The sequence below is a fragment of the Epibacterium ulvae genome (assembly GCF_900102795.1).
Lineage (GTDB): Bacteria > Pseudomonadota > Alphaproteobacteria > Rhodobacterales > Rhodobacteraceae > Epibacterium > Epibacterium ulvae.
Genome location: NZ_FMWG01000002.1, coordinates 298238 through 310738, shown reverse-complemented (window position 1 = coordinate 310738; position 12501 = coordinate 298238). Strand labels below are relative to the sequence as shown.

Here is a 12501-nt window from a genome sequence, read left to right as displayed (position 1 = left end):
AAATACACAACCACAAGCAAATGCAGCGTATTTTACGAAGTTTTCTCGCTTAACGTCTCAAGCGACTGCCAGCTTTCTATCACCGAGAGCGTCGGCAGGCTTAAAATAATAACATTCCCGCCACCACGTCCCGGCTGGTCATAGCTGCGCGATATCTCGACACCTGCCGCATAACACAGCAACAACGCCCCGACGCCGCCATGGCCAACAATCGCAATATCACCTTCAGTCTCGGTGCGCGCGATCTGCTGACAGACAGAGACAACACGCGCCTGTGCATCGCAAGCACGCTCCCACCCCCGCATGCTTTCAGTTGGGTGCGCAAAAAAAGCATCTGCAGCCTGTTCAAAGTCTTCAGGCGGCAAAAAACCAGTCGCGGTGCGATCATTTTCGTGAAGCAAGGTTTCAATACGATGTGGAATGCCGCGTGCTTTTGACAAAATCTCAGCACCATCCAGCGCTTTTTGCTCCGCACTGGAATAAACAGTCAAGACACCATCAAGACAGGGCGCATTTGAAAACGCTTCATGACGCGCACGCCCTTTGTCATTCAGTGGCCATCGTTCAACCGGAACGTTTGGGTCGATCAACACATCTGCATGTGTGATGAACAGCAAACGCCGCATCAAAGCACCTCTTTGACAGCGGATTCGATCAGATCAAGGCATGTTTCATCCGAAAACCGATGATCCGCATCCTTCACCAAGTGCAAGCGCATGTCTTCGCAATTGGCGTGTTCCAAAAGGGTCAAGGCCGTTTCCGTAGACACGGCAGTGTCTGCCGTGCCCTGCAAACACCGCACGGGAAATGGCAGATTTAAAGGAGAACGCAGCACCAGATGCGCGCGCCCATCTTCAATCATCCGTTTGGACACACGAAACGGTTCCATATAATCGCTGGGCAAATCAACATAACCTTGCTGATCCAAGGCCGTTTTTTGATCATCGTCAAAGTTCTGCCACCAGCCATCCTCGGTGAAATCAGGCGCAGCGGCAATTGTCACCAGCGCCTTCAAGCGCTGAGGCCGCGCTTTTGACAGCAACAGCGCCTGCCAACCGCCCATGGATGAGCCAACCGCAACAATCGGCCCCTCAATCAATTGGTCGACAACCGCCAGCGTGTCCTCATGCCAATCACCAATCGCGCCTTCTTCAAAAGTGTTAGAGCTTTGCCCATGACCGGAGTAATCAAACCTCACAAAGGCACGTCCCTGCGCTTTGGCCCAGGCCTCAAGATGCACCGCTTTGGTGCCCTCCATATCTGATTTCAGGCCGCCCAAAAACAAAATACAAGGGCCCTGCCCTGCATGTTTGTGAAAGGCGATGCGCCGCCCTTCATTGGTTTCCAGAAATTGAATGCCCATATCAGCGCTCCCTTTTTACTGGATATGACACGGGGGCAAAGATTCGCCAAAGCCCTTTCCCAATAGAAAACGCAGGTCCAAAGACCTGCGCCAAATGTCATTCAAATGATGCCGCGATCATCCGGACCACAGTTCTGTGTTGGGATGGAACTGTGACCAGGCGAACCAAAAGGCCTGATGGCTTCCGACACTTGCACCATCCGTGCTCACAGCTTTTACGCCACCGCCATCCAGAACAAGGCGCACATTTTCAAATGTGATGTCTTTCCCGCGTGACAGCGCCGCGACCGCTTTGCTGCGCTGAAATGCAACCGGACGCCCAGATGCCGTGACCACCCCAATCACGTCTTCATGTACAGACAATCGCGGGTCGACATCTCCCACCGGGAAAATCGGTCCATTGGCGTCGCGACCATTGCGGAAATCAAAATCCCGCCCCAAGGCCAGCTCTTCCGCAAGCACCGTCGTCTCAGGGTGCGCCTCTTTCCAATCGGCCCAGGTCGTGGTGACAACACTTGCCTGTTTCAGCGTCACCCCTTTCTTCGCCAGAGGCCCAGTCACAGCCTTACCCAAAAACGTATCAAAAACAGAATGACTGGTGATATCATACATCACCTTATTGGACCGGATCAGCAGCCCCGATGTGCGCAAAACAGGCCGTTTCACCCCCCGTGGGACATCATCGGTAAAATAGGCTTGTGCCGCACCGCACAGCGTACAGTAAGGAATACCCAGATCACGTCCGCCCAGCGTGTCATTCACCATCTCGCGGACTTCCATGATCTGGCGGGGATAGGCACGGTACTCTCCGTTGACCTCGACCCCGAACACCACATCGTCATCATCAAGCCAGGTTGCCTCTTCTGCGCTGGTGACTTCGGGGTTGTCAGCCGCTGGAATACAATTGCAACGCTCATCCGTAGTGTCATAGGCACGATCATCAATCAAAACGCCCCCCCATGAGACCAATCGCCAGTCGATTTCACCTTCGACAAAAATTTTATCCCACCCCGGCACAGTTTGAGTGAAAATAGCCCGCTTCAGGGCAAGATATCCGGGAGGCTCTGGAATATCCCAAGCAATGAGATGGTCCGTGATCACGCCCCACTGATTGCGGCGCGGGGATCTCACGTCCAGCAAGGTTGCCGCCGCATCCGACAATTGCCGCGACAGATCAGGACCAGAAACGAACCGCATCAGGTCCGCAATCACCCAGGCCAGACGGGGATCACCCGAGGCCGCAACCTGCTCTAAAGCAACCGTCTGATCACGTCCCCAAGAAGACTGCGCAACACTGTCGACAAATGCCACCTGAAAGGCTTCTTCTAGCTCTGGTGAATACCCGCCCGTCGGAATTGCAGGCGGTTTACCAAATTCTTTCACAATGTAATCCGGCAAAGCCCCCGCCTCTTGGGCAAATGTTGGTGTGCCAATCAGCAATGGCATGGCAGCAACCGTGGCCAGCAAAAGAGAACGGGTCAATTTCAAACGGTGCAACATCAAAGGGTCCTTTCGCCAAACCATATGTTGACTTACCGCTACAGACAGAGGCGATCTGCCACATTGCAACAGCAAGCGATGTCTCAGCATCACGTTTTACGTTGCGGTAATCCAATCACCTTTGCCTCAAATCGCAGTGATCAGAAAAACCAGCGCGCGCTCCTGTTTTCCATTTGTGGGCACATCAAACCGTCACCAAAAAGACCATACGCGCTCTATCGTCTTGACCTTGTCAGCGCATTTGGTCATCAAGGCCGCGAACCATACCCGCAACCGGGCGCTTTGTAGGCGCCAAAACGACGAGGAGCAGCCAGGCACATGGCCCAGATTTCCCTCACATTTCCCGATGGCAACGCGCGCAGCTTTGACGCAGGTGTAACAGCCGCGCAAGTGGCCGCAGATATTTCCACATCTCTTGCAAAGAAAGCGATCTCAGCCACCGTAAATGGTGCGCACTGGGACCTGCAATGGCCAATTGAGGCGGACAGCACAGTTGCCATTCACACGCTCAAGGACGAAGATCAAGCAAATGAGCTGATCCGCCACGACCTTGCGCATATCATGGCCCGCGCCGTGCAAGAGATCTGGCCCGATACCAAAGTCACCATCGGTCCTGTCATCAAAGACGGATGGTATTATGATTTTGACCGCGCCGAACCTTTTACTCCTGAAGATCTAGCCACCATCGAAAAAAAGATGCGCGAGATCATCAACAAGCGTGACGCGGTCACCACCGAAATCTGGGATCGGGATCGCGCTGTTCAGTATTACACGGATAACAACGAACCTTATAAGGTTGAGCTGATCGAGAGCATTCCCGGCGATGAACCTTTGCGCATGTATTGGCACGGCGATTGGCAGGACCTGTGCCGCGGTCCGCATTTGCAGCACACTGGCCAGGTTCCGGGCGATGCCTTTAAACTGATGTCCATCGCCGGTGCCTATTGGCGCGGTGACAGTGATCGTGCCATGCTTCAACGGATCTATGGCGTGGCCTTCAGCGGCAAAGAAAAGCTGAAACAGCACCTCAACATGCTGGAAGAAGCCGCAAAGCGGGATCACCGCAAACTCGGCAAGGAAATGGGTCTTTTCCACATGCAGGAAGAAGCCCCAGGTCAGATATTCTGGCACCCAAACGGCTGGCGCATTTACACCACCCTACAAGACTACATCCGCCGTCAACAAGACAAAGGCGGCTATGTTGAGGTAAATACACCGCAGGTGGTGGATCGCAAACTTTGGGAAAAATCCGGCCACTGGGACAAGTATCAGGAAAACATGTTCATCGTCGAAGTGGACGAAGACCATGCCCGAGAAAAAGCCGTAAACGCGCTGAAACCCATGAACTGCCCCTGCCACGTGCAAGTGTTCAATCAAGGCCTGAAATCCTACCGCGATCTGCCGCTGCGCATGGCAGAATTTGGGTCCTGCGCCCGCTATGAACCCTCTGGCGCTCTGCACGGTATTATGCGCGTGCGCGGCTTTACGCAGGACGATGGTCACATCTTTTGCGCCGATGAGCAGATCGAAGCCGAGACCGCCCAGTTCATTGACTTCCTGTCAAAGATCTACGGTGATCTGGGCTTTAACGACTGGACGATCAAACTCTCGACCCGCCCTGAAAAGCGCATCGGCACGGATGAAACCTGGGATCACATGGAAAAAGCACTGGGTGAAGCCTGTAAGGCTGCCGGTCATGAGTATGAGATCCTCGAGGGCGAAGGCGCTTTTTATGGCCCCAAACTTGAATTCACCCTAACCGACGCGATCGGCCGAACCTGGCAGTGTGGTACCATTCAGGTGGACGCAAACCTGCCCGAACGCTTGGATGCCAGCTATATCGGACAAGACGGCAACAAACACCGCCCCGTGATGTTGCACCGCGCGGTTCTAGGCTCGTTTGAGCGTTTCATCGGCATTTTGATCGAAGAACATGCAGGTAAGCTCCCGTTCTGGCTGGCACCGCGTCAGGTGGTTGTGGCTTCGATCACGTCGGATGCAGATGAATATGTGAATGAGGTGGTCAACACCCTACGCGCTACAGGCATTCGTGTCGAAGCCGACACCCGCAACGAAAAGATCAACTACAAGGTGCGAGAGCATTCCTTGGGCAAAGTTCCGGTCATTCTGGCTGTCGGACATCGGGAAGTCGAAGAGCGTACCGTATCAGTGCGGCGCTTGGGCGAGAAGAAAACCAGCGTACAGGCGTTGGAAGATGTAACAAAAGCCCTTGCCGTAGAGGCAACACCTCCAGATCTTTTGTAACAATTCGTAATCAACTGTTTCAAACGGCTCCTTCGGGGGCCGTTTTTTTGGTAGAGACATGAAATTTTCCTAACGTCACGCAGGCTTTGCAGCTATTATGCGTCACAGGTGTTGACGCGGACGTGACACACAAGCTCGTGATTTCAATGCTGTGAAACTTCGGGTTAGTGTTTCCATGTCATCACGACACCGCATGTATTACCGAAAGGACCATTGAGATGTCGAACACAGCAAAATCTATCGCCGTTGCTGGCGCAGTCGCAGCCGCAATGACCGCAACTTTGACCGGTGCAGCTTCTGCACAGTCCAAAGAAAAATGCTACGGCATTTCTCTGGCAGGTCAGAACGATTGCGCAGCCGGCCCCGGCACCACCTGCGCGGGCACCTCAACCGTTGATTACCAAGGCAACGCCTGGACACTGGTTGACGCGGGCACCTGCACATCAATCGAACTGCCTGCAATGGCAGACGGCACACCACGTGAAGGCTCTCTGGAAGAGCAGACACGCGACCTGCCTGCATAAGCCTGCATCAAAGACTTTCGCGCTGGGGCGGATCTAAACAGTCCGCCCCATTGCTTGCCACAGAGACTGGATCGGAGGCACCGATGTTGGACCAAACAAACTTCAACCACCTTCCACCTTCTCCTGGCGTCGGCTATAAGCCGCAACATTTTCAGGATATTATCGAAAATTCAGGGTCTGTACGCTGGCTCGAAATCCATGCTGAAAACTATATGGGGGATGGTGGCCGTCCGCTGGCACAGCTCCGCCATCTAGCAGAACGTTTTCCTATTTCTGTGCATGGTGTTGGCCTCTCCATTGGAGGTGAAACGCCGCTGGATGCAGACCATCTGGCCCGACTGAAACATCTGGTAAGCTGGCTCAATCCTGCAAGCTTTTCTGAACATCTGGCATGGTCGACCCACGAAAGCCATTTCTACAACGACCTTCTGCCTTTGCCCTATACCGATGCAACGCTTGCTCGGATTTGCGATCATATCAATCAGGTGCAAGATACGCTTGGCCGCGCGATGTTGCTCGAAAACCCATCCAGCTATCTTGCTTTTGAAGAAAGCACTTGGGAAGAACCCGCGTTTCTAGCAGAAGTCAGCAAGCGCACAGGCTGCGGCCTTTTGCTTGATGTGAACAATGTATTTGTGTCGGCAACGAATCTTGGTTTTTCACCTCAACAATATATCGATGCCTTTGCTCTTGAAAAAGTCGGCGAAATTCATCTTGGCGGGCACGATGAAGATACTGATGATCATGGTGCGCCTCTTCTCATCGACAGCCACGGCCGTGAGGTCGTAGACCCGGTTTGGTCTTTACTTGATCACACACTGGAACGTTCAGGCCCCAAACCTACACTGGTTGAATGGGATACAGACGTGCCAGAATGGAGCATTCTGGAAGCAGAAGCCGCACGGGCTCATGATGCTTTGCAACGGGTGATCGCATGACTGTCCCGCAAAACCTATTCACCGGGGCAATGATGGATGCGGCACAGCCCGTTCCAGAGGGGCTGATTGATGGGAACAAACGCCCTGCCGGTCGTCGGTTTAATGTCTATCGCAATAACGTCGCCGTATCCCTGACAGAGGCAATGCACCAAGCATTTCCAGTCATTACCAAATTGCTTGGCACGCAGAATATGGATGGTCTTGCAGGGCTTTTCCTGCGTGCACATCCACCCACATCACCGTTGATGATGTTCTATGGAGCAGAGTTTCCAGCGTTCCTTGCACAAATGCCGCAGCTTGCACATCTTGGATACCTTCCCGATATTGCGCGGCTCGAATTGCAGATGCGCCGCGCCTACCACGCTGCGGACACAGCTATGGCTGATGCTGCATTTTTGTCAGACTTGGCACCAGAAGATCTGATGGCGCTGCATGCACGCATTGCTCCTGCCGTCACAGTCATAAAATCCTCTTGGCCCATTTATGATATCTGGCGGTTTAACACTGAAGACGACGCACCCAAGCCTGCGTCAGGCGCGCAAGATGTGCTCATCACGCGCCCGGAATTTGATCCTGTTGTGCAATTGCTCCCTCAAGGCGCTGCTGATTGGATTATCGCGCTGCAAAATGGCGCTAGCTTTGGCACGGCCTTCGAGGTAGCCCTACAAAGCACCCCTTCTTTCGACCTCACAACTCCACTCACGATGCTCCTCCAAGGCGGTGCATTTATTGAATTTGACAGGAAAGGATGAGACCATGAACGCACTTGTCTCCCTTCACGATGCAGTATTTCGGCTGATTGAAAAAGCTGGCGATTGGGTTATGCCTCTTTTGGCACGCTTTGTTTTTGCCTCAACGCTACTGCTGTATTACTGGAACTCAGGCCTCACCAAACTTGGAGATGGTATTCTTGGGCTCTTCTCTCCCTCGATCGGCGCATACAGCCAGATCTTCCCAAAGCAACTGGAAGCCGTAGGCTATGACGTGTCCCAGTTTGGCATGTTCCACTGGGCCGTCGTAATGGCTGGCACCTATGCAGAATTTATTCTGCCTCTGCTGCTTGTTCTAGGCCTGGCCACACGGATTTCCGCCCTAGGTATGATCGGTTTCGTGGTTGTACAATCTCTAACGGATGTCTACGGCCACCATGCAACGGATGCCAAAACTCTTGGCGTTATGTTTGACCGTTTGCCCGATGCAGTTATTCTTGACCAACGTCTCTTCTGGGTCTTTGTGCTTGTGTATCTTGTAATCAAAGGCGGTGGTGCAGTGTCACTTGACACAGTGTTGCGCAAACGCGTTGCAGGCGATGTAACCGCCTAACAAATCAGCCTTATTGATCTATCAACGCCTGCTTGGGGATTCTCAGGCAGGCGTTTTTTATGCACAAAGTAAAGAAAAGTTCAGATCCGAACTCAACCAACATGCCATCCCTGACTTTGACTTCACCCAGTAAAATTCATACAGCAGATGTTGGGATAAAAAGAGATCACCAACAGAATAAATTGGGAAAGCGCATATATGCTGACATTGATTGCTGCACGAGACAAGAATGGCGCAATTGGCAAAGACAACACGATCCCGTGGCACGCGCCAGAAGACCTAAAGGCCTTTCAACGCGAAACCTTGGGCGGCGCTATTATTATGGGCCGCAACACCTGGGAAAGTCTGCCGATCAAACCGCTGAAAAACCGTTTAAATATCGTGGTATCATCTGACCCGACTTGCGCAGATCTCGTGTGTGCAACTCTGGAAGACGCATTAGAAGCAGCGCGCAGTCAGGGATATTTTCGTATCTACGCAATCGGCGGCGCAGGTATCTATCGCGCATGTCTCCCCATCGCAGACCGCCTCATGGTCACAGAAGTCAAAATCGAAGTCGAACACCCCGATACCTTTTTCCCCGACTTCTCAGCAGACAACTGGAGCATTACAAACACCCTGACACTGCGGAAAGATGCACCGCAATGCGAACTGATCGAATACAAACGCATCGTCCAGTAGACTTCGATCAGAAAACATAAATTCGCTGCGCCCCCACAAAGGCGCAGCGACTATCGCAACAATCGACTATGCTATCACAGCGGCTTTAGATCACCCGCCATCTGGCGGCCATCGCGACCTTCGGTCAGCTCATAATCAATCTTCATATTATCGGATAGCCCAGTCAGGCCCGAGCGCTCAACCGCTGAAATGTGCACAAACACATCCTTGCCGCCGCCCTCAGGTTCAATAAAGCCATAGCCTTTGGTGGTGTTAAACCATTTCACGGTGCCAGTTGGCATTTCCCGTGTCTCCTTCTACCTTGCTCCTTGCTGCCGTAAAACACGACAGGTTCGACACACACCGGCGAAACGAGGCGACCGCAGAAATTACAGCACCTTCACCGACTTATATCGTGCGCCACAATCGAGTTTTGCACGGTCAATGTAAAAATCAAGAAAAACAGTGCGCCACTACCATAAATTGTACTCAGGCGCGGCAATTTAGAGGAAACGAAAATGAAACTATTTGGCTTAAAAAACTGCGACACCTGCCGTAAAGCCTTGAAAACGCTAACTGAGGCAGAGTTTCTGGACGTAAGAGTGGATGGCGTGCCGCGCGACCTTTTGGAAAAAGCCTATGATCAATTCGGCAGCAAACTGGTCAATAACAGGTCAACCACATGGCGCGAGCTGAGCGAAGAACAGCGGGCACGCCCTGGGCTGGACCTACTGATGGAACATCCAACACTTATGAAACGCCCCCTTATCGTCATAGACGACACATTGTATCTTGGCTGGGACAAAGCAAACCAAGCAGCCCTTACCACCGCCTAATTTTACATTCAAAGAGGGCGATACTTTATATGTAACGCAGCCCTTATCTCAACAGTTTACGCGTTTTCCCCTCAATCCCACTGGATGGCTGAGATTGCATCTCATAGGGTGGCGCCGAGCAAGAATTTCATCCGTGCAGCGGGAGACAGGCGCATGCAACATCCGGAAACGCAATACCTTGACCTGATGGAGCGGGTTTTAACACACGGGGACGAGCGCGTTGATCGTACGGGCGTGGGCACCCGGTCTATTTTTGGATCCATGCTGCGCTTCGACCTGTCAGATGGCACCGTTCCCATCTTGACCACCAAAAAGGTCTATTGGAAAACTGCGGTAAAAGAGATGCTGTGGTTTTTGACCGGTGGCACCAATATCCAGCCACTGTTACAGGAAAATGTCCGCATCTGGAGCGACTGGCCGCTGGACAGTTACCGCAGAAAAACGGGCGAGGATATCTCGCAAGAGGCTTTTGAACAGCGCATTCTTGAAGACGATTCTTTTGCTGCCAAATGGGGTGAGCTTGGCCCGGTCTATGGGAAACAGTGGCGGCGATGGATGGGCGCAGACGGGCAAGAGCATGACCAGATCAGCACTCTGGTGAAAACCTTGCGCGAAAACCCAAGCAGTCGCCGTATGCTATTTCACGGCTGGAATGTGCCCGAGTTGGGACAGATGGCGCTGCCACCCTGCCATATGGTGTATCAATATCATGTGACATCAGATGGCCGACTAAATTCGCTCATGTACCAGCGTTCTGTTGATCTGTTGCTGGGCGCGCCCTTTAACTTTGTTGGTGCGACAGCGCTGCAATTGATGTTGGCGCAGCAGGCTGGCCTCACCCCCGGTGAATTCGTCTGGTTTGGTGGAGATACACATCTTTACCTCAACCACATTGATCAAGCACGCGCGCAACTGGCACGTACGCCCCGCCCATTGCCGAAAATGGCTCTGGCACAGCGTGCCACAAGCATTGACGATTACAAGATCGAAGATTTTGCGATCGAAGGATACGACCCACACCCCGCGATCAAAGCAGATGTCGCGGTCTGATCGTATCATGACCCCAAGACCTAAAGGAGAATAAGATGCCCCTAACCTATCTCCACACAATGGTACGTGTGAAAGACTTGCAGAAATCTATCGCATTTTATGAATTGCTAGGATTGAAAGAGACAAAACGTAAAGAGAGCGAAACAGGGCGCTTCACCCTTGTCTTTCTTGCGCCCCCCGGCCAAGAGGAGGCCCCTGTCGAGCTGACCTACAACTGGGACGGCGATGAAGGTCTTCCCTCTGATAGCCGCCATTTCGGCCATCTCGCTTACGGCGTCGATAATATTTATGAAACCTGCCAACGTCTTCAGGATAATGGGTACACGATCAATCGCCCCCCCCGCGACGGGCATATGGCCTTTGTACGTTCACCGGATAACGTTTCGATTGAATTGCTACAAAACGGGGAATCACTTGCTGCCGCCGAACCCTGGGCCAGTATGGAAAACACCGGTCATTGGTAAGGCGGTCACAGCCGGGACTAGATACATGTGTTCCGCGGCCAATATCGCGCAGCATTGCGTGCAATACGCGATAAAACAAAAGAGCGATCTCCACTTCGGGAGATCGCCCTTCGGTAATCTTTACGCTCAGCTGCTTTCTGCAACATTCTTCAAATGGGTCGTCCGGGCCTTTCTGGCCGCTCCCAAGTGAAGAGGGAATTCCCCAATTCGTCTACATTTAGTAGATATAGCGGATCTGATCTGTCCAGTACCGCTCAACGCGCTTTAGCGACGCTGTAATATCTGCAATGCCTTCGCTTCCGATGACATCACGTGCTTCCAGACCTTCGGCGTGACGCAAGAACAACTCGTTCACGACATCACGGATTTCACGGCCTTTAGCTGTCAGGCGCACACGCACAGAGCGACGATCAATTTCGCATCGCTGATGGTGCATATAGCCCATTTCCACAAGCTTCTTCAGGTTATAGCTGACATTGCTACCTTGATAGTAGCCACGGGTCTTCAATTCACCCGCTGTCACCTCATTGTCTCCAATGTTGAACAACAAGAGAGCCTGAACTGCGTTGATTTCAAGAACGCCGACGCGTTCAAATTCATCCTTGATCACATCCAACAAGAGGCGGTGCAGACGCTCCACCAATGCTAGTGCTTCAAGGTAGCCAGTCATGAACCCCTTAGTGTCCTTCTGGCCAATTGGCATTTCCATACTCATTCGCATCTCCGACTCGAATTTGCTGAGACTGAGAATGCAGAAAATTCCCGAAAAATACGTTAAGACCGTTTGCTTTTATTTTCCATAAGTTTGCGAGATCTCTTTGAGCAGGGTCTGCAGGTGTTCTGGCCCTTCTGCCTGGCCCGTAACCCATTGATAAAGGTCTTGATCATTTTCATTCAGCAAAGCTTCATAAAGGTCCAGATCCGCAGCACTCAGACGCGAAAGGTTGGCATCAGCATAGCCTTGCAGAAGGATATCCATTTCTTTGATCCCACGCCGGATTGACCGCATATAAAGGCGCTTCAAACGGATCTCATGGGGCTCTTGTACTTCGGTCGTCATGTAACGGGCTCGTTCATTAGGGCTACCAAACGTTTTTCCAGACGGGCCGCACGATCAGAACTTGCACGGATTTCACCACGCAACAAACGCAATTCCCGCAGGACTTCACTCAGGTTCTCAGGCGCTGTATTCGCCTGAGGCGCATCCATGCCGTCTCCTTCGCCGGTCATCAACCACATAATCGAAACATTCAAAACGCCCGCCATCATCGACATACGATTGGCCCGAGGTTCAGACAGATCTGCCTCCCAGCCCACAAGCGTGGTTTTCTTTATCCCAATCCGACGCGCCAGCTGTGCTTGCGTCATACCAGCCGCTTCACGCGCTGCTAAAATACGATCCCCTAACGTAGCAGTGTCAGGCCCATACCAATCAATCTCAGTCTCGCTCATTCTGCTGCTCCTTCGGCCGCATTGTACTTGCTTTTGGGCGCATTGTACGTATCCAGACTGCCGCCTTGATCGCATGCTAGTGGCACCCTAAGACAGATGTATTCAACTTACAAATCGAGGCGCCCG

The 12501-nt window shown here is 52.5% G+C and carries 16 protein-coding genes; 9 read left to right on the top strand and 7 right to left on the bottom strand.

Annotation, left to right across the window (positions count from 1 at the left end):
- Positions 1–32: 32 nt before the first annotated feature.
- From BLP79_RS04010 to BLP79_RS04000, 3 genes are all read right to left on the bottom strand, one after another.
- Positions 33–626: a histidine phosphatase family protein gene (locus BLP79_RS04010; RefSeq protein ID WP_090216577.1), complete on the bottom strand. Its 594-nt coding sequence runs from the start codon at positions 624–626 to the stop codon at positions 33–35.
- The gene (locus tag BLP79_RS04005; RefSeq protein ID WP_090216576.1) at positions 626–1363 is read right to left on the bottom strand and encodes an alpha/beta hydrolase; all 738 of its coding nucleotides are present in this window, start codon (positions 1361–1363) and stop codon (positions 626–628) included. The genes BLP79_RS04010 and BLP79_RS04005 overlap by 1 nt, the downstream gene beginning before the upstream one ends.
- Before the next feature lie 117 nt (positions 1364–1480).
- Positions 1481–2863, bottom strand: coding sequence for a DUF3179 domain-containing (seleno)protein (locus BLP79_RS04000; RefSeq protein WP_090216575.1), 1383 nt, complete (start codon positions 2861–2863; stop codon positions 1481–1483).
- 318 nt (positions 2864–3181) lie between these two features.
- Between BLP79_RS04000 and thrS the strand changes: the two genes are divergently transcribed.
- The 6 genes from thrS (at position 3182) to BLP79_RS03965 (ending at position 8594) form a co-directional block, all read left to right on the top strand.
- Positions 3182–5128, top strand: a complete 1947-nt coding sequence (thrS, locus tag BLP79_RS03990; RefSeq protein ID WP_090216573.1) for a threonine--tRNA ligase — start codon at positions 3182–3184, stop codon at positions 5126–5128.
- A 218-nt stretch (positions 5129–5346) separates the two neighbouring features.
- Positions 5347–5652, top strand: a complete 306-nt coding sequence (locus BLP79_RS03985) for a BufA1 family periplasmic bufferin-type metallophore (RefSeq protein ID WP_090216572.1) — start codon at positions 5347–5349, stop codon at positions 5650–5652.
- 83 nt (positions 5653–5735) lie between these two features.
- Entirely contained in the window at positions 5736–6590 is an 855-nt protein-coding gene (gene bufB, locus BLP79_RS03980; RefSeq protein WP_090216571.1) for an MNIO family bufferin maturase, read from the top strand.
- Positions 6587–7342, top strand: coding sequence for an HvfC/BufC N-terminal domain-containing protein (locus BLP79_RS03975; protein WP_090216570.1), 756 nt, complete (start codon positions 6587–6589; stop codon positions 7340–7342). The genes bufB and BLP79_RS03975 overlap by 4 nt, the downstream gene beginning before the upstream one ends.
- Positions 7343–7346: 4 nt before the next feature.
- Positions 7347–7913, top strand: coding sequence for a DoxX family membrane protein (locus tag BLP79_RS03970; RefSeq protein WP_090216568.1), 567 nt, complete (start codon positions 7347–7349; stop codon positions 7911–7913).
- A 198-nt stretch (positions 7914–8111) separates the two neighbouring features.
- Positions 8112–8594 (top strand): dihydrofolate reductase, encoded by a 483-nt coding sequence (locus BLP79_RS03965; protein ID WP_090216566.1) that lies wholly within the window; start codon positions 8112–8114, stop codon positions 8592–8594.
- 74 nt (positions 8595–8668) lie between these two features.
- Here BLP79_RS03965 and BLP79_RS03960 read toward each other — a convergent pair whose 3' ends face one another.
- Positions 8669–8875, bottom strand: a complete 207-nt coding sequence (locus BLP79_RS03960) for a cold-shock protein (RefSeq protein WP_090216564.1) — start codon at positions 8873–8875, stop codon at positions 8669–8671.
- 216 nt (positions 8876–9091) lie between these two features.
- Here BLP79_RS03960 and BLP79_RS03955 point away from each other — a divergent pair, with 216 nt between their 5' ends.
- From BLP79_RS03955 to BLP79_RS03945, 3 genes are all read left to right on the top strand, one after another.
- Positions 9092–9409, top strand: coding sequence for an ArsC/Spx/MgsR family protein (locus BLP79_RS03955; protein WP_090216562.1), 318 nt, complete (start codon positions 9092–9094; stop codon positions 9407–9409).
- Between the two features lie 153 nt (positions 9410–9562).
- Positions 9563–10459 (top strand): thymidylate synthase, encoded by an 897-nt coding sequence (thyA, locus tag BLP79_RS03950; RefSeq protein ID WP_090216560.1) that lies wholly within the window; start codon positions 9563–9565, stop codon positions 10457–10459.
- A gap of 35 nt (positions 10460–10494) precedes the next feature.
- Positions 10495–10923 carry a VOC family protein gene (locus BLP79_RS03945; protein ID WP_090216558.1) on the top strand — a complete coding sequence of 143 codons (429 nt, stop codon included), beginning with the start codon at positions 10495–10497 and terminating at the stop codon, positions 10921–10923.
- 217 nt (positions 10924–11140) lie between these two features.
- On the opposite strand, the gene BLP79_RS03940 is transcribed toward BLP79_RS03945, so the two are convergent.
- From BLP79_RS03940 to BLP79_RS03930, 3 genes are all read right to left on the bottom strand, one after another.
- Positions 11141–11638, bottom strand: a complete 498-nt coding sequence (locus tag BLP79_RS03940; RefSeq protein WP_170830449.1) for a MarR family winged helix-turn-helix transcriptional regulator — start codon at positions 11636–11638, stop codon at positions 11141–11143.
- Positions 11639–11713: 75 nt separating this feature from the next.
- On the bottom strand, positions 11714–11983 hold the full coding sequence (locus tag BLP79_RS03935) for an FAD assembly factor SdhE (protein ID WP_090216554.1): 270 nt from the start codon (positions 11981–11983) through the stop codon (positions 11714–11716).
- Positions 11980–12375 (bottom strand): helix-turn-helix domain-containing protein, encoded by a 396-nt coding sequence (locus tag BLP79_RS03930; protein WP_090216552.1) that lies wholly within the window; start codon positions 12373–12375, stop codon positions 11980–11982. Before BLP79_RS03930 ends, BLP79_RS03935 begins: the two co-directional genes overlap by 4 nt.
- Positions 12376–12501 lie beyond the last annotated feature (126 nt).